Annotated in this window: 22 protein-coding genes; 8 read left to right on the forward strand and 14 right to left on the reverse strand. The window is 74.5% G+C overall.

The features are described 5' to 3' along the window. The first annotated feature begins 194 nt into the window (after positions 1–194). Together D459_RS0116375 and D459_RS35880 are read left to right on the forward strand one after the other, a co-directional pair. The gene (locus D459_RS0116375; protein ID WP_026120452.1) at positions 195–1511 is read left to right on the forward strand and encodes a C2 family cysteine protease; all 1317 of its coding nucleotides are present in this window, start codon (positions 195–197) and stop codon (positions 1509–1511) included. 42 nt (positions 1512–1553) lie between these two features. Further along, positions 1554–1997 (forward strand): hypothetical protein, encoded by a 444-nt coding sequence (locus D459_RS35880; protein ID WP_017594091.1) that lies wholly within the window; start codon positions 1554–1556, stop codon positions 1995–1997. Between the two features lie 441 nt (positions 1998–2438). Here the strand turns inward: D459_RS35880 and D459_RS31865 are convergent, their stop codons facing one another. From D459_RS31865 to D459_RS0116395, 3 genes are all read right to left on the reverse strand, one after another. Continuing rightward, entirely contained in the window at positions 2439–2846 is a 408-nt protein-coding gene (locus tag D459_RS31865; protein ID WP_017594092.1) for a hypothetical protein, read from the reverse strand. After that, positions 2846–4390: a hypothetical protein gene (locus D459_RS0116390; RefSeq protein WP_017594093.1), complete on the reverse strand. Its 1545-nt coding sequence runs from the start codon at positions 4388–4390 to the stop codon at positions 2846–2848. The genes D459_RS31865 and D459_RS0116390 overlap by 1 nt, the downstream gene beginning before the upstream one ends. A gap of 160 nt (positions 4391–4550) precedes the next feature. Next, on the reverse strand, positions 4551–5330 hold the full coding sequence (locus tag D459_RS0116395) for a hypothetical protein (RefSeq protein ID WP_017594094.1): 780 nt from the start codon (positions 5328–5330) through the stop codon (positions 4551–4553). A gap of 193 nt (positions 5331–5523) precedes the next feature. Between D459_RS0116395 and D459_RS0116400 the strand changes: the two genes are divergently transcribed. From D459_RS0116400 to D459_RS0116410, 3 genes are all read left to right on the forward strand, one after another. Continuing rightward, positions 5524–6411, forward strand: coding sequence for a hypothetical protein (locus D459_RS0116400; RefSeq protein ID WP_017594095.1), 888 nt, complete (start codon positions 5524–5526; stop codon positions 6409–6411). 257 nt (positions 6412–6668) lie between these two features. Continuing rightward, positions 6669–8957, forward strand: a complete 2289-nt coding sequence (locus tag D459_RS0116405) for a fused MFS transporter/spermidine synthase family protein (RefSeq protein WP_017594096.1) — start codon at positions 6669–6671, stop codon at positions 8955–8957. A gap of 28 nt (positions 8958–8985) precedes the next feature. Continuing rightward, positions 8986–9426, forward strand: coding sequence for a hypothetical protein (locus tag D459_RS0116410; protein ID WP_017594097.1), 441 nt, complete (start codon positions 8986–8988; stop codon positions 9424–9426). Between the two features lie 25 nt (positions 9427–9451). Here D459_RS0116410 and D459_RS0116415 read toward each other — a convergent pair whose 3' ends face one another. From D459_RS0116415 to D459_RS0116430, 4 genes are all read right to left on the reverse strand, one after another. Beyond that, complete coding sequence (locus tag D459_RS0116415) at positions 9452–10897, reverse strand: WGR domain-containing protein (protein ID WP_017594098.1); 1446 nt, start codon at positions 10895–10897, stop codon at positions 9452–9454. 174 nt (positions 10898–11071) lie between these two features. Beyond that, complete coding sequence (locus D459_RS0116420; protein ID WP_017594099.1) at positions 11072–11434, reverse strand: SdpI family protein; 363 nt, start codon at positions 11432–11434, stop codon at positions 11072–11074. A gap of 77 nt (positions 11435–11511) precedes the next feature. Continuing rightward, complete coding sequence (locus tag D459_RS0116425) at positions 11512–11862, reverse strand: hypothetical protein (RefSeq protein WP_017594100.1); 351 nt, start codon at positions 11860–11862, stop codon at positions 11512–11514. 94 nt (positions 11863–11956) lie between these two features. Further along, positions 11957–12325 carry a hypothetical protein gene (locus D459_RS0116430; RefSeq protein WP_152523003.1) on the reverse strand — a complete coding sequence of 123 codons (369 nt, stop codon included), beginning with the start codon at positions 12323–12325 and terminating at the stop codon, positions 11957–11959. Between the two features lie 354 nt (positions 12326–12679). On the opposite strand from D459_RS0116430, the gene D459_RS0116435 reads away from it, so the two are divergent. Together D459_RS0116435 and D459_RS0116440 are read left to right on the forward strand one after the other, a co-directional pair. Continuing rightward, positions 12680–13489: a DUF6612 family protein gene (locus D459_RS0116435; protein WP_017594102.1), complete on the forward strand. Its 810-nt coding sequence runs from the start codon at positions 12680–12682 to the stop codon at positions 13487–13489. 164 nt (positions 13490–13653) lie between these two features. After that, positions 13654–14670: a hypothetical protein gene (locus tag D459_RS0116440; RefSeq protein WP_017594103.1), complete on the forward strand. Its 1017-nt coding sequence runs from the start codon at positions 13654–13656 to the stop codon at positions 14668–14670. A gap of 81 nt (positions 14671–14751) precedes the next feature. Here D459_RS0116440 and D459_RS0116445 read toward each other — a convergent pair whose 3' ends face one another. From D459_RS0116445 to D459_RS0116470, 6 genes are all read right to left on the reverse strand, one after another. Then, on the reverse strand, positions 14752–15750 hold the full coding sequence (locus D459_RS0116445; RefSeq protein ID WP_017594104.1) for an alpha/beta hydrolase: 999 nt from the start codon (positions 15748–15750) through the stop codon (positions 14752–14754). A 187-nt stretch (positions 15751–15937) separates the two neighbouring features. Further along, positions 15938–16837 (reverse strand): phosphotransferase enzyme family protein, encoded by a 900-nt coding sequence (locus tag D459_RS0116450; RefSeq protein WP_017594105.1) that lies wholly within the window; start codon positions 16835–16837, stop codon positions 15938–15940. 370 nt (positions 16838–17207) lie between these two features. Beyond that, positions 17208–18524 carry a tetratricopeptide repeat protein gene (locus D459_RS31870; RefSeq protein ID WP_017594106.1) on the reverse strand — a complete coding sequence of 439 codons (1317 nt, stop codon included), beginning with the start codon at positions 18522–18524 and terminating at the stop codon, positions 17208–17210. A gap of 418 nt (positions 18525–18942) precedes the next feature. Continuing rightward, a complete protein-coding gene (locus D459_RS0116460; RefSeq protein WP_017594107.1) occupies positions 18943–19542 on the reverse strand; it encodes a mycothiol-dependent nitroreductase Rv2466c family protein in 600 nt (199 codons plus the stop codon). 52 nt (positions 19543–19594) lie between these two features. Next, the gene (locus D459_RS0116465; RefSeq protein WP_017594108.1) at positions 19595–20392 is read right to left on the reverse strand and encodes an SDR family NAD(P)-dependent oxidoreductase; all 798 of its coding nucleotides are present in this window, start codon (positions 20390–20392) and stop codon (positions 19595–19597) included. 171 nt (positions 20393–20563) lie between these two features. Then, positions 20564–21064, reverse strand: a complete 501-nt coding sequence (locus tag D459_RS0116470; protein WP_051065454.1) for a hypothetical protein — start codon at positions 21062–21064, stop codon at positions 20564–20566. Between the two features lie 153 nt (positions 21065–21217). Here D459_RS0116470 and D459_RS0116475 point away from each other — a divergent pair, with 153 nt between their 5' ends. Continuing rightward, positions 21218–21610: a MerR family transcriptional regulator gene (locus tag D459_RS0116475; protein WP_017594110.1), complete on the forward strand. Its 393-nt coding sequence runs from the start codon at positions 21218–21220 to the stop codon at positions 21608–21610. A gap of 75 nt (positions 21611–21685) precedes the next feature. Here D459_RS0116475 and D459_RS0116480 read toward each other — a convergent pair whose 3' ends face one another. Further along, a complete protein-coding gene (locus tag D459_RS0116480; RefSeq protein WP_017594111.1) occupies positions 21686–22198 on the reverse strand; it encodes a GNAT family N-acetyltransferase in 513 nt (170 codons plus the stop codon). Between the last annotated feature and the right edge of the window lie 782 nt (positions 22199–22980).

Below are 22980 nucleotides of genomic sequence, written 5' to 3' on the forward strand. Positions count from 1 at the left end.
CCCAGATCCCGCACATACCGCCCGAACCGCCGGATCTCGCGTCCGGTTCCGGCCACCGGGCCCAATCCGCGCCCCTCCCGTTTTGGGCCCCCGGTCTCACGACGCCCGACCGCTCCGGCTCTTAGGCTCCCCGCATCGGATTGCGCCTCGCCCTTCGGCACTGACATCAGCCGACCTTGTGAAAGCAGCCCTGCATGCGCGCCCTCTCCCCTCCCCCCGCCGCTGCGGCCCGCCGACGCCCCGACCGCGGAGCCGGCCTCACCGAGTACGCCGCCGGTGTCCTGGTGGTCGCCGCCCTGGTCGTGGCGGTGTTCGCGACCGGACTCGATTCCCGCATCGCCGACATGTTCCGCGAAGGCCTGTGCCGTGTCTCGGAGGCCGTCGAGCAGAGCGGCGCGTGCGAGGAGAACGACGGACCGGACACCCGTGGGCCCGACGTCACCACCCAGGAGCACCGGATCGGCGGGGGCGGGAACGGGAAGAAGCCGGACGGCTCCGACGGCCCCGACTACGCCGACCCGGAGGCGATCGAGGACGAGCTCGCGGAGATCCGCGAGTCCCTGGACAGCGGTTTCTGGGACTTCTGCCTCTTCAACTGCCCCCGTGACCCGGCCGAGGTCATGGAGGGGATGACCTCCGAAGAGCTGAACACCCTGATGTCCTCGCTCACCGCGGACGAGATCCGCGAGCTGCTCGATTCGGACGGCGTCCGCGAGATCGTGCTCTCCCGGGTGGACCTGGAGATCCTCCGGGACCTGCGCGACATCGACCGGCACGGCATCGACCCGTCCTTCGACGACGTCGAGGGCGACAGCGCCAACACCGAGGACGGGAGGCGCACCGACCTCGGCTGGGCCGAGTACCCGAACGGCACGCTCTGGGGCGACGACGGGGAGATCGGCTCCGACGACCTGCGGCAGGGCGCCCTGGGCGACTGCTGGTGGCTGGCCGGCATGGGCGCCATCGCCGACCAGAACCCCCAGATCATCAAGGACATGATCAAGGAGAACGCCAACGGCACCTACACCGTCACCTTCGGCGACGGCGAGCAGGTGACGGTCACCCCCGACCTGGTGGTCAACTCCAACAACAGCCCCGCGTTCTCCAGCCCGCAGGGCGGGGTCATGTGGCCCGCCATCCTGGAGAAGGCCTACGCCGAGAAGGAGGGCAGCTTCGGGGAGATCGAGGGCGGCTGGCCCGGCGACGCGATGGAGACGATCACCGGCGACGACAGCGGCGAGGTCCCCGGCATGCTGCAGACCGAGGAGTTCCTCTCCGCGATGCTGGACGAGGGCGTCGCGATCGGCGCCACGACGCCCGGCGACAAGAAGGACTCCTACTATGAGCTGGAAAGCGGCGACAGCCTGGTCGGCAACCACGCCTACGTCGTGAAGGAGATCAAGGACGGCAAGGTGACGCTGTACAACCCCTGGGGTCGGCAGCACGCGACGCTGACCATGGAGGAGTTCCGCGAGAAGCTGGACACCGTGCAGACGAACGAGGCCGAATAGCCGACCGCCGTGAACGGCCGCTCCCGGGAGAGAAGACGACCGATGCCCCACCGACCGAACCGCCGCCGCGCGCTGCCGGCCGCCGTCTGCTGCGCCCTCCTGCTGGCCTTCGGCGCCGCGTGCAGCGGTGGCGGAGACGAGGAGCCAGCCTTGGACCCGACCGGTTCCCCCACCCGCCGCACCGTCGACCCCTCGCCGCCCCCGAGCGGGGAGGAGCGCACCCTGCGGCTCGCCCAGGGGGCGCAGGACCGCTCCAGCGACCTGGAGCTCTCGCTGTCCCGGGTGACCGACGGCGAGGCCCGGCTGACCGTCTCCGCCGGCCCCGGCATCGACGAGCCGCAGACGCTCACCGGGTCCGAAGGGGACGCCCTCGAACTGGAGAACGGCTACACGATCACCCTCGACGAGGTCGAGGACCCTCCCGAGGACCATGAGGGGGTCGGCAACGCCGGCTCCGTCACCGTGACCGTCTCTCCCCCGGAGTAGGCGGAACCCCGGAAGCGCCGGTGGTGCGGGCAGGCGCCCGCCCCACCGGCGCTTCCGTGTCCCCCGGCCCCGCGCCCACCCTGTTGAGCCCAGGGCTGTTGCTTTTCCCCGGCCCTGGACGCACACCGTGCACGGGACCGCCGGAGCGGCGGGCCGGGCAAAAGCAACAGGCCGGGGCTCAACATCGTCGTCGTACCACCGCGATGACGTCGAGCTCCGCGTCGTCGTCTTTGCCCGGCCCACCCCGAGCGGTCTTGTTTCCCCGAGTAGGAAGGGGCCGGGAAAAGACGACGACCCTGAGCTCGACAAGGTGAGCGCGGGGCCGGGGGCGGGAAAACGGTGCCCCTGAGCTCGACGAGGTGGGTGCGCCCGGCCCGGTGAGCGCGACCGGACCGGGCGGGCGCGGGGCCGGGTTCCGCGGCGGCCGGTGCGGACCGTCCGCTAGCGGCGGGCGCGGGCGAACACGTTCTCCTGCTCCCGGGCGGGGAGGGCGATCCACCAGGCCGCGGCGGCGCCGGCCACGAAGCAGAGCGCCCGGGCCGTGATCACCGAGGCGGGGGTCCCGGCGCCCACGGAGAGCACCACGTCGGCGACCAGGTCCACCAGCGGAGGGGCGAGGACCACCGCCGCCCCGAGAGCGCTGCGCAGCCGGGGGCGGCCGTAGACCAGCGCCGCGGCCAGCACCATCAGGAAGGTGACCGGGAGCTGCGGGAGTGCGTACCAGGCGATCCGCCCGACGTCGTCGGTGATCTGGTCGACCGGGGCCAGCGACTCGACCCCGAGGCCGACCGCGACGCTTCCGACGATCCAGACCCCGGCCGCCGCTGCGACGGCGAGTACGGCTCTCATCAGCCCTCGTCCTCCTTGGCCTGGTCGGAAACGCAGTCAGCGTACTCGACGAACCGGCGGGGGCCGCCGTCCTCCGGACCGGCCAGCATCAGGGCGTCGGTGGTGTTCCGCTCCTCCATCGCCCAGTTCACGCTGCCGCCGAACTGCAGGCCCATCTTGATCTTGGCGGAGAGCTCGCCCTGGTCGGTCTCCACGTCGGAGGCGTACTGCCAGGCGCGGCCCTTCTCGTAGAAGACCTCGTCCCACGGGGGCGCGTCGTCCTCGGGCTTCTCCGCGATGTCGCCGCCGTAGTCCTCCTCGTCCAGCTGGTCGGCCATGGCGTTGGAGACGTAGGGCGGGGGGATGAGTCCGTGCTCTTCGAGCAGCTTCTCGCCGGCCGCCTGCTCCTCGGGGGTGTCGAAGTCGAGCTGGACCATCTGGGTGACGCTCTTGGTCTGCTTCTTGCCCCCGCTGATGCCGCCGCCGTCCAGGCCGTCCTTGTTCTTCCGCTGGTTCTGCTTGTCGATGCCGACGGTGTAGGAGCCCTCGGCGGCGGCGATGTAGCGGATGCTGTCCAGCGAGCCGTCCTCGTTGCGCATGATCCGGGTGCCGCCGCTCCAGCTCAGCTCACCGTCGGCGTGCGCGGCGAGCGCGGTGGCGCCGAGGCTCCCCGAGCCCGTCCAGCCGAACGTCTCCGAGGTCTGGATGTTCTTCGGGTCGCTGTACCAGGTGGACTTGTCGTACTTGCCGCTGAGCGTGACGTTGCCCTGGGCGCCGAGGTTCATGTTCCACGAGTCGCCCTTCTCCGCGGCCGGCCCGGCCCAGACCCCGAGTGCCCCGTCGAGGGTCCCCTTCAGCTCCAGGGTCGCGGTGCGGACGGTCGGCTCGACGGTGATCTCCGGGCGCTCGTAAAGGCCGAACAGCTCGGCGAGGGCGAGGCCGGTCTGGCCCCGCGGGTTCATCTGCCGGTTCTGCTCCTCGGCGATGGCGGCGTCCACCTCGTCGGCGAACTTCTCGTACTCTTCCTTGCTCTTGAAGATGTAGGTCATGCCGGGCGAGAGCTTGGCGCTGACGCCGCCCTCCACGGTGGCGCCGGCGTGCGCGGGGGCGTCGGCGTTCTTCTTGCCGAAGTCCCAGCCGGCGCCGCCGGCGACGCCGACCTCGGTGCTGGGCACGAAGGTGACGACCACGCTGCCGTCGGAGAGGTTCTCCTTGGCGTAGCTGTACTCCTGGCCCCATTTGAAGATGCCGAGGCTGAGCGAGTACCCGTAGGTCTCCTTGGTGCCGTCCTTCACGCAGTAGAGCGGCGTGTAGTCGTAGTCCGGGTCCGCCTCCCCGTCATCGCCGCCGTCGCCCTCGTCGTCGCAGGGGCCCTCTTCACCGGTGACCGCCTGCTGGATCCGGCAGATCGCGTCGGCGAACAGGTCGCCGGTCTTACCGGGGACGGAGACGAGGACCGCCCCGGCGATCGCCGCGATGCACAGCACGACGGCCGCGTACTGGGTGAAGGACGCGCCGCGGTCGCCGCCGGGCGCTCGGCGGCGGGCGGCGCCCCCGGGGGTCACCTGGAGGCCCCTTCCACCATGAGGAGGTGAAGACGGGGGAAACGGTTCGCGACGAGCAGCATTCCGGCATGCTAAGGAGCCCCGGTCCGGGCCGGGTAGAGGCCAGGAGCCCAACTCAGGGCCCAAACCGGAGGGGGCCCAGACCGGGCCCGCCCGCCGGTCAGCCGCAGGGGACGTCGGTGTACTCGAACAGCGGGACGTCGTGCCAGCCGGCGCCCTCCACGTAGCAGAGCCGGCCGGGGATGTAGTCCTGCGGCGGGTTCACCTCGTGCCCCCACAGCTCCTGCGGGGTCTCGTAGCGCAGGTAGCGGCCGGTCATGCCGTCCTGGTGCCGCTCGGAGTCCTCCTCGGGCGGGACGCCGGCGATCGCCACCGAGAACTCGGCGCTGGGCTCCTCCTGGGTGAGCTCGGCGACCGGGCCGGCGTCGGCGGCGGTGTAGGTCTCGTAGCCGACCGTGGCGCCGTCCTCCGGCTCCTCGGCGTCCTCCGGGTCCTGCGGGTTCGAGCCGTCCGGCACCAGCACCGAGAAGTCCTTGCCGTGCAGCAGGTAGCCGCCCTCGTCGTGCAGGTAGGTGGCCTTCCCGGAGAAGACCACGTCGTCGCCGTCCCGCTCGGCCGAGGTGAAGGTGATGCTCAGCCGGGACGTCCAGTCCAGCGCCATGCTCCCGCCCTCCCCCACCTGCTCCCCGGCGGAGGGCGCGGTGAACAGCTCGACGGTGTCGTTCCCGGTCGCCTCCGTCTTCACCGCGCCGACGTCCCCGGTCCCGCCCCCGATCGGGCCGCCCCGGTCCCCGCGGTCGGCGACCCCCGGGGCGGCGGGGCCGGCGGCGTCCGCCGACGACGGGGAGCCCTCGGGCTCCGGCTCGCCGTTCGGGTCCACGCACCCGGCCGCCGCCAGCAGGGGCACCAGCACCAGTACCGCCGCCTTCGCGCTCTTCATCCTCTGGATCACCGGGCCTTCGGGTCTCGGGGGTCCTTCTCCGGCAGGCCGGATTATCGCAGAGGAACCGGCAGGGCCTCGGCGGGGAATTCCGGAAAAAGGCGTTCCCGCCATTGTTCTGCGCGCCATTCCGGGGTATTCGGCCGGGAGGGAGGTTTCCGCCGGTTCGGGCGGTCGATAGGCTTCGGTCACTATGAGACTCCTCCGCTCGCAGATCGCGCTCCTGGTCCCCGCCCTCCTGCTGGCCACCGCCTGCCAGGGCGGCGAGCCGGAGGAGCCGAAGGAAGAGCCCTCCCCCTCCCCGGTCGCCGCGGCGGACCTGGAGAAGGTCGAACCGCCCGAGGACCCGGAGGAACTCGCCGATCTGGTGCAGGAGCGGATGGAGAAGGCGCTCTCGGTGAAGGTCGCGATGAGCGTCGTCCCCGAAGAGGAGGAGGGCGAGGCCTCCATCGAGGACGTGGAGGTGAGCATGCTGCTCACCGACCCGCCGGCCGCCAAGATGACCGTGGTCGACAACAGCGAGGAGCGGCCCAGCACCGCGCACATCATCGTCACCGACAAGACGATGTACACCACCCTGGAGGAGGAGGCCCTCCTGCCGGACAAGGACTGGATGCGCCTCACCCAGGAGGAGATCGACTCCGCAGAAGAGGAGATCGGCCCGTTCGCCGAGGTGTTCCGGGTCATGCTGACCGAGACCAACAAGTCCCTGGAGCAGGCCTCCGGCCGGGCCGGCCTCGACGTCGTCCGCTACGGCGAACTGGAGGGCGACCCCGAGCAGGCCGAGTCCGAGGACGGCGGGCCCCTGACGGTCTACACCGGCACCACCCCGACCCGGGACCTGGCCGATGCCGGCCACGCCGACTTCAAGGCGGCCGCCGACGCCGGTTTGAAGGAGGTCTCCTGGGAGTTCTCCGTCACCGACCGGGGCCTGCCGGAGGAGTTCTCGGTCGAGATGGCCACCCCCGACGGGCAGGAGGCCCGCAGCACGGTGCACTACAGCGAGTGGGGGAGCGACATCGAGATCTCCGCTCCCGCCGAGGACAACGTCGGGACGATCATGGAGAGCCTCAACGCCTGAGACCGCCGCCGAGGAAGCCCTCCCCTGCCGATGATCTTGACGTTCCGGGCCTATCAAGCCGCGTTGATAGGCCCGGAACGTCAAGATCATCGGGGAGGAGCGGGCCCGCCGCTCCGCCCGGGCCCGATTTGGGCCCCTGGGCCCACTTCGCCCGGGCCTTCCCTTCCCTAGGCTTTTCCACGTCCGTGTCCTCGCGCGGCCGGGGTTCCCGGGCCGCGCCGCGGGGCCGGATCCCCGCCCCCGCCGCCGAGGACCCCATGACGACGACCGAGCAGACGCCCCCCGCGAGCACTCCGGCCGCACCCGTGCGGACCGCCCCCTACAACGTGCTGTTCACCGCCACCATCCTGCTCAGCGCGCTGCTGCTGTTCGCGGTCCAGCCGATGGTGTCCAAGGTGCTGCTTCCCCCCTACGGGGGCGCCGCGGCCGTCTGGACCACGTCCCTGCTCTTCTTCCAGACGGTCCTGCTGATCGGCTACGCCTACTCGCACTACGCGCCGCGGCTGCTCGGCCGGTACCACCCCCTGGTGCACGCGGCGCTGGTCCTCACCCCGCTCGCGGTGCTGCCGATCGCGCTGCCGGCCTGGGCCTCGCCGGACGGCTCCGCGCCGGTCGCGGTCTGGCTGCTGCTGGTCCTCACCGCCATGGTCGGGCTCCCGTTCGCGGTGCTGAGCACCACCGGGCCGCTGATCCAGGCCTGGTACGCCCGGCTCGGGCTGCCCCGCTCGGACGACCCGTACTTCCTGTACGCGGCGAGCAACGTCGGCAGCCTCACCGCGCTGATCGCCTACCCCTTCGCGGTGGAGCCGCTCCTGGGCATCGGGGCGCAGGCCGGCTGGTGGGCCGCGGGGTACGGATGCTTCGCCGCGCTGATGCTGGGCTGCGTCCTGCTCTCGCTCCGGCGGGCGAAGCGGGGCGGAGGCGCCCCCGCCCCCGCCGCCGCCGACGAGGAAGAGGCCCCCCGCCCCGCCGAGGCCGCCCCGCCCGCCTCCGAGCGCGCCGTCACCTGGCGCCGCCGGCTGCTGTGGATCGGGCTGTCCGCGCTGCCGTCGTCGCTGATGCAGGGCGCCACGAGCTACATGTCGACCGACGTGGCGGCGGTGCCGCTGCTGTGGGTGCTCCCGCTCGCGCTGTTCCTGGCGACCTACATCATCGCGTTCGGGGTGCGGCGGCACGGCTGGGTGAACGGCACCGTGGACGTGGTGCTCATCGGGATGCTGCCGATGCTGTTCCTGTCCCAGTCGCCCTCCGTCGTCCCGGTCCCGCTCACGCTGCTGACCACCCTGGGCATGCTCACCGCGGTGGCGCTGGCCTGCCACGGGCTGCTCGCCGCCGATCGGCCCGCCCCGGCGAAGCTGACCGAGTTCTTCCTGATCACCTCACTCGGCGGGGCGCTGGGCAGCCTGTTCAACGGCGTCATCGCGCCACTGGTCTTCGACCGGGTGCTGGAGTACCCGCTGGCGCTGATCGCCTCGGTACTGCTCGCGTTCACCGTCGGCCGCTCTTCCCGTGTCGTCTCGGCCCTGGGGGAACGGCTTCCGGTCCGGCTGGCCGTGATCGCCCTCGCCGGGGTGCTGCTGGTGCTGTACCTGCTCAGCGGCGTCCCGGCGTTCATCCTCCTGGTGGCCTTGTCGACGATGGCGGCTGCGGCGCTGATCTTCCCCGCCGCCCGTGCCCGCGTGCTCGTCTTCACCGCCGCCGGCCTCGCTCTCCTGATCAACTCCCAGTTCATCCAGAGCAGCGCGGTAGAGGCCGGGCGCACCTTCTTCGGCTCCTACATGATCCGCGAGGAGGACGGCCTCCGCCACCTCGCCCACGGCACGACGGTGCACGGCTTCCAGTCGCTGGACCCGGAGCAGGCCGCCGAGCCGACCTCCTACTACTCCCGTACCGGGCCGGTCGGCGACCTGTTCGCGGCCTACGGCGGGGACGCCGGGGCCGTCGGCGTGGTGGGCCTGGGCACGGGCGCGGTCGCCGCCTACGGCGAGGCCGGGCAGCGCTTCGACTTCTACGAGATCGACCCGGAGATGGTGCGCATCGCGAGCGACCCCGACCGGTTCACCTACCTGTCGGACTGCGCCTGCGAGGTCCGGACGGTCGTCGGGGACGGCCGGCTGAAGCTGGGCGAGGCGCCCGCGGGCGAGTACGACCTGATCATGCTGGACGCCTTCACCTCCGACGCCATCCCGACGCACATGCTCACCCGGGAGGCCCTGACGGAGTTCGCCGAGCACCTGGCCCCGGGCGGCGTCCTCGCGGTGCACGTCAGCAACCGCAACCTGGAGCTGGCCCCGATGGTCGGCGCCACCTCCGCGGAGGCCGGCCTGGAGGGCGTGGTCCGCTACGACCGCAACACCGGGGCCGACGGGGAGCAGGCCAACCCCCTGGCGACGTCCTCCGAGTGGATCGCGCTCGCCCCGGACGCCGCCGCCCTGGAGCCCCTCACCCGCTCCGGAGCCCCCAACTCCGAGGCGTGGGCGCCGCTGCCCGGCGACGGGCCGGTCTGGACCGACTCCTACTCCTCCCTGCTGGGGATCCTCAAGTGAGGAGGGCGGAGGCCGGGAGGAGCCCCCGATGAGGATGGAGTGCCTCGGGAACCGCGGCACCGACCTGCCGGTGCAGGACGTCGACCACTACGGCACCGAGCACACCCGGTTCGACGTCACCGTCGGGCGGGAGTACACCGTCTACGCCCTCACCATGGCCGGGCCCCGGCTCGACGTGCTCATCGCCGACGACACCGGCAAGCCGGGCTGGTACCCCGCGCCGCTGTTCCGGGTCACCGACCCCGCGCTGCCCGCGCACTGGGAGTTCGCCTACCCGCCCACCTCGGGGCAGACCGACGCCGAGACCCTCACCGGCGACACCGCGCGCTGGGGCTACCCCGAAGCGGTCCGCTCCGAGCGGCACGGCATCGGGCTGGTCGAACGCGACCCCGACGACCTGCTCGTCTTCTACCGGGAGCAGCAGCGGTACCGGGAAGAACCGGAAAAGCGGGAGGAGCGGGAGGGCTGACCCGCCCGCTCCCCCGGTGCCGGTCTCAGCCGAGGCGGCGGATGTCGCCGCGGACCCGGTAGAAGCCGCCGCGCTCGGAGGCGCGGACCTCGTCCACCAGGAAGCGGGCGCCGGGGCGGCGGATGTCCTTGGGGAACTGGACCCGCCAGTCCTCGCGGAAGCCGGGCGAGGCGACGCGGACCCGCACCCGGCCGCTCTCCTGGACGCACTCCACCACGATGCCGCCCGCGGTGGAGGCCTCGGCGGCGGTGACGGTCTCCAGCTCGGTGGAGGGGGTGGCGGCGGCGATGGCGGCGGCCTTGACGTCGACCGGGTCGGGGATGCTGCCCTGCTCGGCCGCGCTGATCGCGGCCTCGCTGGCGTCGATGCAGGCCAGCGAGCCGTCGGTGGTGACGATGTAGAGCCGGTCGCCGTGGAACTGCATGGAGAAGGCCGAGCCGCAGCCGGTCGCCAGCTTCCACAGCCGGCGCCCGTCGCGGGCGAAGCAGTACACCGAGGAGTGGTTGTCCCCGGCGAACACGTAGCGGCCGTCGGGCGAGGCGGCGCAGGAGAACACCGAGCCGTCGCAGCGGTAGGTGGAGCGCATCGTGCCGTCCTTGCCGATGCGGTGCACCACCTGCCGGGAGGTGCCGGCGAACACCTCGTCGCCCTCCTGCCAGCCGAACAGCACCTGCCCGCTGGTGGGGAGCTCCCACAGCTGGTCGCCGGTGCGGGAGTCGTACATCGCCACCCCGGCGGAGTGGCCGTGGTAGACGCCCTCGTCGTCGCAGCGGACCATCCACGCCGAGCTGCCGGCGCTGCGCCGGGACCACTGGAACTCGTCCTCGTGGTCGATGGTGGTGATGCCGCCCTGGGCGTCGGAGACGCCGAGCACGCCGTCGTGCACGTCCAGCCAGAAGATGTCGACGTTCTCGGCGATCTCGTAGGCGGCGTGCGGGATCTTCCCGCCCAGCTCGTAGACCTTGCCGTCGTCGCACCCGGCGTAGATCCAGAAGTCGTCGGCGACGATGCACTTGACGCCGTCGGGCAGCCCGTAGCGGGCGGTCACCTGGCCGGAGTGGGACAGCGCGTAGACGTCCCCGGCCTGGTTGCCGACCCAGGCGCGCTCGTCATCGACGAAGATCCCGAACGCGGCGCTGCCGGAGCGGAACCGCCACAGCACCGGCGCCTGCCGGGCCGACGAGCGGTGGCTGACGATCTGGCGCCGGGTCACCGGGCGGCGCTGCCGCTGCCCCTGCACGGCGGGCTCGTAGCCCTTGCGGAGCTTCTCCGCGATCTTCTTCGCCGCGCTGGCCTCCGCCTTGGCGACCGTGGGGTGCTTCGCGGTGCGGCTCTGCCCCGGTTCACCGATCCGCCCGTAGCGGATGGTCACCTCGGTGCCGTCCACGACGACCTCGTAGAACTTGTGCGCGCCGCCGCCCTCCTCGGAGAGTTCGAGGTAGGTTCGAGGCTCGATCGTGCGGTGGTTCATGCTCACCCTTCGGGGACGACGGGCACCGGGGAACGGCAGCGCTGACGGGATCGGTGCGCGGAATCGGATTCCGCGGACTGCTCCGCGTTCGATGATGAAACTAGGGGCGGGCGCCGACATTCCGGTACCGGAGGGGCGGACCGCCGCCGGGCGGCCGAGGCAGGGGCGGTCCGGTCAGGGGCGGTCCGCGGTGCGGGCCGCGCCGATCCCGCGGGCCGCGCCCACCGCGAGGAGCGCGGTGACGGCGCCGAGCGCGGTGAACATCGGGGCGGTGGCGGCCCCCGGTTCCTCCGCGAGCGCGCCCCAGGCGAGGAAGGCGGGGCTCGCGAGGAGCGCGGCCGCCGCCCCGGCCAGGAAGAACGGGCGGGCGCGCCGGTGGGCGGCGTGCCAGGCCTGCTCAGAGGCGAGGGTCGTGGGGACCCGCACCCCGGGGCTGGTGCGGATGTCGACGCCCGGCCGCACCGAGTGCCGCGCCGTCCAGGCGAGGAACCCCGCCAGGAGGACGAAGAAGGAACCGACCACCGTCCAGTCCGACATGCTTCGACCCTTTCCGCCGCCCTGCCCGGATCCGTGCCCTCACTGTAGGCGGCGGGGCCGGCCCCGCCCGGTGGGGGTCACCCCGGGGCGCCGTCCCCCAGGTGGGTGAACCAGCAGATGTCGATGGAGTCGATGTCCGCGCGGAGGCCGTCCAGGCCGGTGCGGATGCGGGCCAGGGCCTCCTCCTTGGGCAGGTCCCAGGGGATGAACGGCGGGGAGTCCCCCTCGATCAGGTCGATCGGCCGCACCCCGGCGTCGAACAGGTCGCCGGCCAGGCGGAGCATGCCCTCGGCGCGCTCCTCGCGGGCGGGCTCGCCGAGCAGGGCCTCCACCTCCCACAGCAGGACGTTGAACGGGACCCAGGAGCCCTTGCCGTACTCGATGCAGTAGTCGAGCAGCTCCCGGTACCTCTCCTCGCTCCAGGCCACCGCTTCCTCCGTTCCCGCGTCCTCCTCGGCCCTTCCATGGTGCGGCGCCCCGTCCGCCCGCCGGACCGGGGCCGGGGCGGACGGGGCACCGGGCTCATCCGCGCAGGGCCCAGGCCAGGGCCGGGACCGCCGCGAGGGCGGCGGCGACCGCGGCGGCCAGGACCGGCCCGGCGCCGAGCGCCCCGGCGACGGCGGCGCCGGCGGCCAGGCCCGCGGCGGAGCCCGCCGTGTCCGCCACCCCGCCCAGGCTCTGCGCCTGCGCCCAGCCGGACGGCGGGGCCGTCCGGTCGATCAGCTGGAGGAAGAGGCTGAACTGCGGGACCGCGCAGAGCCCGGCCGCGGCCAGGGCCGCCCCGACGGCGGCGAACCCCGGCTCGGCGGCGACCACGGCCAGCGCCGCCGCCTGGGCGAGGCAGAGCAGGGCGATCAGCCGGCCGGGACGGCGGGGCCGGGAACCGGGCATGCGTCCGGGCCGGTGGCCGGCGTCGGCCCCGGGGGGCCTGTCGCTGCGCACCACCGGTGCCTCGGCGCCGGGTCACGGCGGGGTGGCGGCCACTCGCTTCCCTCCTGGGCGCCCCGCGCGGGGGCGTGACGGCTTCGGGCGGGGCCGGGTCCCGCCGGCCGCTCCGCCCCGCCCACCCTCCCGGATCCCCTGCCGCGCCGCAAGCGCCGGCCGCTCCGCTGCCGGGCCGCCGCGGTCCCCGCGGCGGTCTTCTCCGGAAACGGCCGGAACCGGGGCGGGGGGAGCCGCGTCTGAGAGCCGGAGCGAAGGAGGGGGGCTCCGCTTTCCCCCGTGATCTCGAGGAGTACTTCAACCATGATGAAGAAGCTGACCACCGTGCTCGTCGGTGCGGGAACCGCCCTCGCGCTGGGCGGATGCGGGATGCTCCCGGGGGGCGGCGGCTCCGGTTCCGGCGGGGGCGGGGGCGAGGGCGGCGGGGCCGGCCTGTCCTCGCTCAACCCGGTGGAGATCGTGGCGAAGGCGGTGGACAACACCGAGCAGGCCGAGAGCTACACCGCCACCATGACGATGTCCGGCTCGGTGCAGGGGCAGACCCTCGACACCCAGGCCGACATCGAGTACACCTCCGACCCCGAGCCGACCATCAAGATGAGCACCACCTCCCAGGGCATGGAGTCGGTCATGCTCATGCGCGGCAGCGAGATGGTCATGGAGGACCCGACCGGCGGCAGCGGGTGGGTGCGGATGGACCTGAGCGGGACGGGCATGTCCAACGCCGGCTCCCAGGACCCGCTCTCCGAGGTGGAGAAGCTGCTCGCCGCCGAGGACGTGCAGGAGAGCGGCTCCGAGGACGTCAACGGGGTCGGCACCACCCGCTACAGCGGCTCCTACAGCGCCGCCGAGGCCGCGAGCAAGATCGGCGACGAGGAGCTGGCCCAGCAGGCCGAGCAGCTCTACGGCCAGATGGGCATCGAGAGCGTCGAGTTCGAGGTCTTCGTCGACGACGACGGCCTGCCGCGCCGGGTGACCAGCTCCGCGGGCGACGTCATGGAGAGCACCATCGACTTCCTCACCTTCAACGAGCCGGTGAGCGTCGAGTACCCCTCCCCCGACCAGATCAGCGACATGGGCGACATGGGCGGCCTGGACACCGGCGGCTTCTGACCCCCCTCTCTTCTCCGCTCGGGGCGCCCGCCGGCACGGCGGGCGCCCCGGCGCCGTCCCGGGGCCTGCCCGGGGAGCGGAACGTCCCCGGCGAGTGGGAGGCTCTCCCCGTCCCGAGCAGAGCGGGGCGCCGAGGAGCGCCCGCCGACCCCGCCAGGAGCCCGATGATCCGCGCCGAACCCGTCCGCTCCCTGCCCGGTGTCCCGCACCGCGTCGTGCACGGGCCGCAGCCGCTGCAGTGGGGCCTCGCCGTCGATTCGGCCCCCGCCTCGCTGGACGTCTACGACCTCGGCACCGGGGAGCGCGTCCGGTCCTTCCCCCGCCCCGTCCCGCTCGGCCCGAAGGAGGGACCGCAGGAGGCGATCGCCCCCGACCTGTCGTACGCGGTGCTGATCGACGCCGAGGCGGTGCGCGCCGTCGAGCCCGGGGGCCGGGTCAGGTGGAGCCTGCCGGTGGGGCGCCTGCACGGCGACATCGCCGGGTGCGCGGCGGCCCACGCCACCGCCGACGGCGCGGTGGTCTGGGCGCAGATCGGCGAGGACGGGGACGCGCCGGCCGACGAGCACGGATGGCGCCCCGACCGGACCGTCGCGCTCGCCGCCGACGACGGCCGCCTGCTGGCCCAGGCCGTCTACTACAGCAACCAGTTCCCCTTGCTCTTCCCGCACCCCGACGGGGTGCACATGCTCTTCGACCAGTCGGAGTGGTGCGGCGCCCTGCGGGTCGGCCCGGACGGCGCCGCCGAGATCACCGACCTGTCCGGGGGCACCATGCTGCACATCGCGGCCCCGGCGCCGGACGGCTCGCTGCTGATGTTCCTGGAAGCCATGTGGACGCTGGAGCGCCGCTCCCTCCCGGACCTGCGCCGGCTGGCCCTGATGGACGACGATGTGCTCGGCGGAGGATCCCTCGCGGGCCCGCCGGGGTTCCTCGACGCCGACCGCGTCCTCGCCGCCGTCGACGAGCCCGACGTGCTCACCGCCGGCGAGAACGGCGCCCCCTTCCAGCACCTGCTGCTGAACGCCGCCGACCTGAGCAGGATCGGCCCCATCGCCTACCCGGACGGCACCCCGGGAGAGCCCGCGGTGTGGACCAAGCCGCTGGGCGACGGAACCTGGCTCACCTCCCCCGATGACGAGGACCTCCCGGTCCGCCGCTGGCGCCTCGCTCCTCGGCGCTGACCTCGACGCCGCCGTCTCAAGGGCCCCCGGTGTCAAGATCAGCGCCAAGGGGCGGGGGCGGGGCTTGGAAGGCCGTACCGGTCAGCCGTCGAGGAGGCGGTGCAGCCAGGCGGTCCGGGCGCGGCGGGCGTCGCGGGACATGGCCGCCTCGGGGAGCAGGGCGTCGAAGCAGTGCACCCCGCCCGGCCACACGTGCAGCTCGGCGCGGCCGCCGCAGCTCCAGATCCGCTCCGCGTACTGGACCACCTCGGTGCGGAACGTTTCGGCCGACCCGGTGTCCAGGAAGGCCGGCGGCAGCCCGGAGAGGTCCTCGGCGCGGGCCGGGGCCGCGTAGGGCGGCACGTCCGGGCCGCCGCGCCGGTCGCCGAGCAGGGCGGTCCAGCCGACCCGGTTGTCCTCCCGGTTCCACGGCAGCGGGGAGCCGCCCATCTGCGCGGCGGAGGCGGTCGCGTCCCGGTCGTCCAGCATGGGGCAGGCCAGCAGCTGGCCGAGGAGGGCGGGGCCGCCCCGGTCCCGGGCGAGCAGCGCGGTCGCGGCGGCGAGCCCGCCTCCGGCGCTGCCGCCGGCGATCACGATCCGGTCCGGGTCGGCGCCGATCTCCGCGGCCTCCTTCGCGGTCCACAGCAGCCCCGCGTAGCAGTCCTCCACCGGGGCGGGGTGCGGGTTCTCCGGGGCGAGCCGGTAGTCGACCGAGACCACGACGGCGGCGAACTCCTCCGCCCAGCCGAGCACCTCCTCCAGGCCGAAGAGCGGGCCGCCGAGGAACATGCCGCCGCCGTGCACGTGGTACAGGACCGGGCGCGGGCCGCTCGCCCGGGCCGGCCTGCACACCAGCAGCCGGACGTCGGGCGCCCCGTCGGGGCCGGGGGCGGCCGCCTCCCGCACCCGGAACGCCCCGCCGCGCTCCGGGTCGGGCGGGATGAACGCCGCCGCGTGCTCCGCGCGCCTCTCCGGGATGCTCTCCAGGCTGAGCCGCGACCCCTCGACGAGCCGCTCCACGGCCGCCAGCGCCGCGGTGAACTCGGGATCGACCGGGGGCGGCGGCCCCGGGTCGCCGGCGGAGGGCTTCGACGTCGCCATCGCTTGCTCCCATCTCTCGATGTGCGCCACCGGGCGCGCGGTCCAGGCCCTCCGAGCCTGGCACACCGGCCGCCGCACCGTCCGGGATCCGGGGGACGCGGGTCGGAGCGGCCTCCCCTCCCGCGCTGCTCTCAGCCCCCTGCGAGGCCGAACCCGCTCCCGGGCCCCGGCCGCCGGCGCCGCCCGGTCAGGGGCGGATCCGCTTGAACGCCTCCATCCGCTGCTCGTGGTACTCGACGTCCTCGGGACCGTGCCGGACGCCGCGCTCCCGGGCCAGGAGGTAGTAGGCGGCCTCGCGGCGCAGCCGGTGCCGGACGAACTGGACCAGGACCTCGTCGTCGATCCTCCCGGCCGTGCCGCCGGCTTCGGCGTACTCGGCGGTGAAGGCGCGCATCGCCGGCATGTCGTCGGCGAACTCGCCGCTCCATTCCATGGCGGCCGAGGCCACCTCCGCTTCGGGGGCGGCGACGCACGCCTCGTCCCAGTCGAGGACGGCGACCAGCTCCCCGTCCGCGGCGAGGGTGTTGCCGGCGTAGAAGTCGCCGTGCACCGGGTGCCGGCGCGGACCGGCACGGTGGAAGGCGGCCAGCCACCGGTCCAGGTCGGGGTCGCGCAGCGCCGGGTCGGCCGGCGGCGCCCCGCCGTCGATCCCCTCCACCAGGAAGGACGGGACCGGCCTGGGCCCGGGGTCCATGTCGGCCAGAGCGGTGTGCAGCCGGGCGAGCAGCCGCGCCGCCCGGGCCGCCGTCCCCGGTTCGTCCTCGTCCGGCCAGGCCCCGTCGATCAGCGGCCACACCGTCATCGGCCGGCCGTCGACCCGGACCACGGTGCCGCCGCCGGCCGCCGGCAGCGGGACCACCGCCTCGGGGAGCGACGCCGCGGCGTGCAGGGCGACCGCGTGGCACCACTCCGCCTCCGCGGTGCTGCGGGACCGCGGCCCCAGCCGCACCGCCAGCGTTCCGAGCGCGAACGCCGCGGACTCCTCGCCGCCGTGCAGCCGCCGCGGCTCCGCCCCGGTCCGCACGCCCCAGTGCTCCGCCAGCGCGGCGCGCGCCGCCTCGGGGAATTCGATGTCGGTGAAGACCATGGGCCGAACCCTGCCACACCGTCCCCGGCGGCGTCGCACCGTTTTCCGCCCCCTCGGCCCCGCCCCGCACCGGCCGCCGGAACGCAGATGCCGGCGCCGAAGGCCGGTTCGGCCGCGAGAGGCGCGGCGGGCCCCGCGGACGCGGCAGTACCCGCCGGAGAGGCGGCTCCGTCCGGCTTGTCCGGCGCCTCCGGAGCGGGGCGGGGCGTCCGTGCCGCAGCCGGCGCGAGTGTGCGGCACGGAGCGGGTCCCGGCGGTACCGGCGGTAGGGACGTGGGAACGCGGAGGCGGCCGCGCGGCCGCCCGGGCGGATGCGCCCCGCACGGCCGACCGGGCGTCTCCGGCGGCGCGGGGCCGTCCCCGGAGCGGGTCAGGCGAACCTGTTGCTGGGGACCGGCCCCGAGGAGGGCATCGGCGGTCGGCTCCCGGTGAGCCAGAGGCCGGCGGCACCGGTGGCGAAGGCCAGGAGCCCCTCTTCGGGGTCGAACGGCGGCGCGCCGTCCTGCTCCCCTCCGGCCTCCAGTTCCGCGGGGGCCGCCGCGGCCGCGATGATCTCCTCGGCCAGCGCCTCCGCGGGCCGGTCGTCCGCGGGGACCGGCTCCACCCCGCCCTCCGGGCGGAGGCGCATGCTCTCGGCCCACGGCGACCGCACGGCCTGCGCCAGCCACCCGGTCACGTCGGCCGGCACCGCGGGCGGGCCGGTCCAGCAGGTGGAGCGCTCGAAGAGGACCTGCCCGGGGGCTCGCTCGCGGAGCGCCTCCACCACCTCGGGCCGGACGTCGTTGAGGTCGTAGGCGACCACCAGCCGGCCCGGCCGCGCCCCGGCGAAGGGCTCGGCCCCGACCCCGAGGAGCCCGGCGGCGGCCAGCCCCAGGGCGCGGCTGGACCGGTCCGGCAGCAGGTCCACCCCGTCCGGGCGCCGCCCGGTGGCGTCCAGCACCCGGATCAGCCGGTGCAGCGCCCGGGCGCAGGCGCCGTGGTCGTCGCCGGCCATCGCGTAGCGGCCGTTCATCCCCTCGTCGTAGCCGAAGGGGGAGCGCTCCAGCAGCACCCCGCCGGTCAGGGCGAAGTGCCAGCCGCGCAGGTCGCGCGGGCCGAGCCCGCCGTTCTCCCGGACCGCGAGGGCGCGGCGCACCATGGCGGCGAGCCGCTCCCGGGCGGGCAGCCAGGCGTCGTCCGGGGGCGGCGCCAGCGCCGCGGCGACCTCCGCGGCCAGGTCGACCCGGCCCGCCAGCAGCGCGTTGTAGCCGAGCAGGTACCGGTCGGGCCAGTCCTCCAGCGGCGCCTCGCCGTCCTCCAGGGCCCGGTGCAGCGCGTCGGCCGCTTCGTCGTGCCGCTCCTCGTCCTCCAGGGCGGAGACCAGTTCGCGGAGGACCGCCGGGCTGCCGGGCGCCTCCTCCCGCAGCTCCCGCAGGACCGGCACCGCGGCGAAGGCCGCGCCGCGCTCGACGCAGGCGTAGCCGAAGTCGTAGCGGGCCTGCGGGTCCGCCGGGTCGGCGGCCACCCGGCCGGCGCTCTCCGCGAGGTCGTCGAAGCCGGACCTCTCGGCCAGCCGGGCGAAGACCCCGGCGAGTTCGGCGGTCCCGAACGCGTCCAGGTCCTGCCGGAGGCGGCGCAGCACCGCCCCGGGGTCGCCCTCGTCCAGCAGCAGCCGCACCTCTTCGCGCGCGTCCTGTGCTCCGCTCATGTCCGCGTCCTCCTCGCTGTCGGTCCGCCGAGCCGCCGCGGCCGGTCGGCTCCCCGGCGGCGCCTGCGGCGCGCCCAGGAGGTCTCGGACGCGCCGGGGCCGCGCCCCGCTCCCGCCGTGGCCCGATCCGGCCACGGGACGCCGGGCCCGGCCTCCCGCCGCCGGTGGAGGCGCCGCTGGAGGCGCCGGGCCGGGGTGAGGTGGGCGGGGGCGGCGAACGGGGCCCTCCGCCGCCGACACGGGCGTCCTGCCGTGCACGGCCCGCCCGGCCCGCATCCGCCCCGCGCAGCGCCGGCCGGGTTCCCGAACGGGGCACCAGTGGTCGCGGCGCCGGGCGCGCAGGGCATCGGCGCGGTCCGGACGCCCGTCGAGCGGAGCGGACGAGGACGAACGGCGGGAGCCGCCCCCCGGAGGGGTGTCAGTCCGCGGGACCCTTGAGTTCGCGGAAGCCGGGGGTGCCGGCGACCAGGAGCAGGCCGTCCCAGAGCCGGCCGGCCTGCTCCCCGGTCGGGGCCTCGGCGACCACCGGCCCGAAGAACGCGATCCGGCGGCCGTCCGGGCCGGTCGCGGCGATGATCGGGGTGCCCACGTCACCGGGGACCAGCGCGACGCCGGCCTCGTGCGAGGCGCGCAGCTCGGCGTCGTAGTCGTCGCCCTGGCCCGCCTCGGCGAGGTCGGCGGGCAGGCCCGCGGCGGTGAGGGCCTCCTCGAAGGCGCCGATCCAGTCCTGCTCGCCGCGCTCGTGGCCGGCCCAGAGCGCCTCGTGGAAGCGGCCGAGCGCGTCGGACCCGTACCGCGACCGGACCGCCGCGCAGATCCGCGCCGGGATCAGCAGGTAGCCCTCGGGGTCGTCTTCCGGGTCGTCGCCGCGGTGCTCGTTGAGGATGGTCAGGCTCATCACGTGGCGGCGGACGGCGACGGGCCGCACCCGGGCGGCCTCCTCCAGCCAGCGGGCGGTGACCCTGCTGAGCGGGCAGGACGGGTCGAACCAGATGTCCGCGGTCCATGTCTCGGCCATCGGTCCAGGGTAGCCGGTGCGCCCGCGGGTCCGGGGTCCGTCCGGGGGCGGGTCAGCCGAAGTACTGGCCGGCGTTGACGTCGATGACGGCGCCGGTGGTGGCGGCCGAGGCGTCGCCGGCCAGGAAGAGCACCGCGCGGGCCACGTCCTCCTCGGTGGCGATCCTGCGCAGTGCCATGCGCCGCACGTCCCGGTCGCGGATCTCCCGGTAGGTGGTGCCCTCCTCGGCGGCGCGGGCGGCCATCCAGTCGCGGAGCACCGGGCTTTCGATCCATCCGGGGGCGACGCAGTTGACCCGCACCCCGTGCGGCCCCAGTTCGTCGGCGAGGGACTGGGAGAGCAGGTGCACGCCCGCCTTGCCGGCCGCGTAGTCGCTCCGCCCGGCGTAGGCGGACCTGCTGGACATGGAGGTGAGGTTGACGATCGACCCCGCCCCTTTGCGGACCATCTGCGGGGCGATCCGCCGGCAGCAGAGCAGGGTCCCGTAGACGGCGGTGTCCACCCGGTGCCGCCAGCCCTGCAGGTCCTCGGGGCCCATGTCCAGCACGTTCTGCCGGTGGCTGCCCGGGAAGGCGGCGTTGACCAGCACGTCCGCGCCGCCGAAGCGGTCGTCGACCTCCGCGGCCAGCCCGCGGACGGCCCGGTCGTCGGTGACGTCGGCGGGGAGCGGCAGCGCCTCCCCGCCGCGCGCGGCGACCTCGCCGGCGATCGTGCGGAGGGTCTCCGCCGACCGCGCGGAGACCACGACACGGGCGCCCTCCTCGGCGAGCAGCAGTGCGAGCGTCCGTCCCAGCCCGGGTCCGGCCCCGGTGACGACCGCGGTCCTGCCTGCGAGTGCTCCGTCCGCCATGGCCCCTCCGGTGGTCGGTCCCACCTCGGACCCTACCAAGCGCCCGCTAGGGAGGGGAGGGTCCAGGACAAGTCCGGCCTCCTCCTCCGCGATGATCTCGGCGTTCCGGCCCTATCAAGCCGCGTTGATGGGGCCGGAACGTCAGGATCATCGACCTGGGGCGGGGCGGGGTCAGCGTTCCCGCAGAGCGCCGTCCTCGATCTCCACGCCGGCTTGGGGGCCGCCCTCACCGCAGCCGGGGCCGTTGGCCTCCAGCATCTCGGGGGTGGCGGTGACCGTCTCGTCGAACAGCTCCTCCCCGTCGTCGCCGAGGAGTCTGACCCGCACCCCGACCGGGGCCTCCGGAAGGTCCTCGACGGAGGCGAAGGCGTGCTTCCCGCCGGTGGGCACCGACTCCGCGCTGCACACCCCGCCCTCGCACCCCTGGTCGACGCTCTCGCTGGAATCGCTCAGCTCGATGCCGGGCTCCCGGCACTCCCCGTCCCAGCAGACCTCCATCTCGGCGGCGCGCACCCCGGCGGCGTCCTCGGGGGCGATGTCCAGGGCCACCCCGACCGGAACCCCCATCGCGGTGCACGTCCGATCACCGCCGGCCGCCGCACAGCCGGCGACCGCTCCGAGCAGGAGCAGCGCCCCGGCCCGGAGGGCCCATACCGCCGTCGTGCTCCGCATCGGCACCGCCGCCTCTCTCCGTCGGGTGTTCCCGCTCCCCCGGCGCCGACTCCGACGGCCGGACCCGGCCGCCCGTTCCCGGGAATCGCACCGGCCCTCCGGGCATTGGCGATAGGTGCAGTCCTCGATACCCGGACCCGAACGGAGCCGCACGTGCGCATCGGAGAGCTCGCCTCGATGACCGGCGCCAGCCCCCGCTCCCTGCGCTACTACGAGCAGCACGGGCTGCTCACCCCTTCCCGGGACGCCAACGGGTACCGGGACTACGGCGAAGTGGACGCCGTCCGCGCGCGCAACGTCAGGGACCTGCTGGACTCCGGGCTGACCATCGACGACATCCGCCGCTACACCGAGAACGGCTGCCTGGACCGGCCGCTGCGCGAGTCGCCGCGGTGCACCCCCGAGCTGGAGACCGCGAAGCGGCGGCTGGCCGGGCTGGACGAGCGCATCTCCCACCTGCAGGGGCTCCGCGAGCGGCTCGCCGCGCACAGCGCGGAGCTGGAGCGGGCCCTGTACCCGGCGGACGCCCTGCACGCGGCGGACTGAGCGCCCGCCCCGCCCGCCCCGCACCGACGGGGCGGGCGGGGCAGGGCAGGCGGGGCCGGCGGGACGGGCGCCGGTTCAGCGGACCAGGTCCTCCGGGAGCAGGTCCATCAGCAGCCCGTCGTGCCAGGTTCCGTCGGCGCCGCGCTCGTAGCGGCGCATCACCCCGACCGGCTGGAAGCCGACCTTGGCGTAGCAGCGGATCGCCGGGGCGTTGGCCGCGGCGGGGTCGATCACCAGGCGGTGGTGGCCGTGGTCGTCGATGAGGTGCGCGGCCAGGGTGCGCACCGCGTCGGCGCCGATGCCCCTGCCGTGCACGGCGGGGTCCAGGAAGATGTCGATCCCGGCGTGCCGGTAGTCGGGCTCCTCCTCGGCGTACCACTGGATCTCGCCGACGATCTCGCCTCGGTACAGGATGGTGAAGTTCCCCAGGTCGGGGTCCTTGTGGTCCGCGGCGACCTCGGCGGCGAGGTCGTCGCCGCCCCGCCAGTGCTCGCGGACCTGCGGGGTGGCGCGGATCGCGGCGAGCGAGGCGACGTCGCCCTCCTCGGCGGGGCGCAGCGTGACGATACTTCCGGTGAGCACGGTCATGGAGCCGAACGTACAGCGCGGCACCGCCCCAGGCCATGGGCTCCCGGCACTCCCCCACTCGGACCGGCCGGTCGGTCGGGCGCGGCGCCCCACGGAGTGGGGGTTCAAGCCGGCGGCGACGGCAGCGGTAGAGGCGGGGCCCGGCGTCTCACCCGGGCGCGGCGCCTCGCGGAGCAAAGGTTCAAGCGGGCGGCGAGGGCGGGAGGGGCCGGGCGCCGCGTCCACCGACCCGGCCCGGCGCATGCTCCCGGCAGGAAGCGGCGGTGCCCTAGCGGCGCGGGCCGGCCCGCCTGCCCGGGCCCGTCCGGGGCGCCTTATCCCCTATGCCGGATTTGCAGCAAGGAACAGGCCAGGGGCAGAGGCGCCCTGCACACCCCCGCAGCACCCCGATTACATCTACCAGCGAGTAGTAAGCCCCGAGACCCCCACCACCCCCTCACCTGTTACCCAGAGTGGCCAAACGGAGCCTCCCGGGAGAACAAAAGCGACATCTCGCCCCCCGCGCCGCCCCTGTCCGAGTTCCGGCCCCCTGCTTTGTGGCCTTGCGGGCGGCTCGAACCCCCGAACACCGGCCCGATCAGGGCGAATCAGGCCCTCAGAGGCCCGATCCGACCCAGGATGCGCGCCCGGGAATCACCGGGGTGCTCTCGCGGTGCGCAGGACGCCCCACCTCACCATCACCCTACGCATTCACCCAGGTCAGAGAGGTGCGGCGGTTTCAGGGGAGGCCGGCCACGCCGCCCGGGCGACGCGGGCACGGCGATCCCGCCCCCTGCCCCCAC

This window comes from Nocardiopsis potens DSM 45234, from assembly GCF_000341105.1.
GTDB lineage: Bacteria > Actinomycetota > Actinomycetes > Streptosporangiales > Streptosporangiaceae > Nocardiopsis_A > Nocardiopsis_A potens.

Excerpts from the sequence above, each read along its gene's own strand:
- D459_RS0116375 (WP_026120452.1), top strand. The coding sequence starts at position 195 with ATGCGCGCCCTCTCCCCTCCCCCCGCCGCTGCGGCCCGCCGACGCCCC.
- D459_RS35880 (WP_017594091.1), top strand. The coding sequence starts at position 1,554 with ATGCCCCACCGACCGAACCGCCGCCGCGCGCTGCCGGCCGCCGTCTGC.
- D459_RS31865 (WP_017594092.1), bottom strand. The coding sequence starts at position 2,846 with ATGAGAGCCGTACTCGCCGTCGCAGCGGCGGCCGGGGTCTGGATCGTC.
- D459_RS0116395 (WP_017594094.1), bottom strand. The coding sequence starts at position 5,330 with ATGAAGAGCGCGAAGGCGGCGGTACTGGTGCTGGTGCCCCTGCTGGCG.
- D459_RS0116400 (WP_017594095.1), top strand. The coding sequence starts at position 5,524 with ATGAGACTCCTCCGCTCGCAGATCGCGCTCCTGGTCCCCGCCCTCCTG.
- D459_RS0116405 (WP_017594096.1), top strand. The coding sequence starts at position 6,669 with ATGACGACGACCGAGCAGACGCCCCCCGCGAGCACTCCGGCCGCACCC.
- D459_RS0116410 (WP_017594097.1), top strand. The coding sequence starts at position 8,986 with ATGAGGATGGAGTGCCTCGGGAACCGCGGCACCGACCTGCCGGTGCAG.
- D459_RS0116415 (WP_017594098.1), bottom strand. The coding sequence starts at position 10,897 with ATGAACCACCGCACGATCGAGCCTCGAACCTACCTCGAACTCTCCGAG.
- D459_RS0116420 (WP_017594099.1), bottom strand. The coding sequence starts at position 11,434 with ATGTCGGACTGGACGGTGGTCGGTTCCTTCTTCGTCCTCCTGGCGGGG.
- D459_RS0116430 (WP_152523003.1), bottom strand. The coding sequence starts at position 12,325 with ATGCCCGGTTCCCGGCCCCGCCGTCCCGGCCGGCTGATCGCCCTGCTC.
- D459_RS0116435 (WP_017594102.1), top strand. The coding sequence starts at position 12,680 with ATGATGAAGAAGCTGACCACCGTGCTCGTCGGTGCGGGAACCGCCCTC.
- D459_RS0116440 (WP_017594103.1), top strand. The coding sequence starts at position 13,654 with ATGATCCGCGCCGAACCCGTCCGCTCCCTGCCCGGTGTCCCGCACCGC.
- D459_RS0116445 (WP_017594104.1), bottom strand. The coding sequence starts at position 15,750 with ATGGCGACGTCGAAGCCCTCCGCCGGCGACCCGGGGCCGCCGCCCCCG.
- D459_RS0116450 (WP_017594105.1), bottom strand. The coding sequence starts at position 16,837 with ATGGTCTTCACCGACATCGAATTCCCCGAGGCGGCGCGCGCCGCGCTG.
- D459_RS31870 (WP_017594106.1), bottom strand. The coding sequence starts at position 18,524 with ATGAGCGGAGCACAGGACGCGCGCGAAGAGGTGCGGCTGCTGCTGGAC.
- D459_RS0116460 (WP_017594107.1), bottom strand. The coding sequence starts at position 19,542 with ATGGCCGAGACATGGACCGCGGACATCTGGTTCGACCCGTCCTGCCCG.
- D459_RS0116465 (WP_017594108.1), bottom strand. The coding sequence starts at position 20,392 with ATGGCGGACGGAGCACTCGCAGGCAGGACCGCGGTCGTCACCGGGGCC.
- D459_RS0116470 (WP_051065454.1), bottom strand. The coding sequence starts at position 21,064 with ATGCGGAGCACGACGGCGGTATGGGCCCTCCGGGCCGGGGCGCTGCTC.
- D459_RS0116480 (WP_017594111.1), bottom strand. The coding sequence starts at position 22,198 with ATGACCGTGCTCACCGGAAGTATCGTCACGCTGCGCCCCGCCGAGGAG.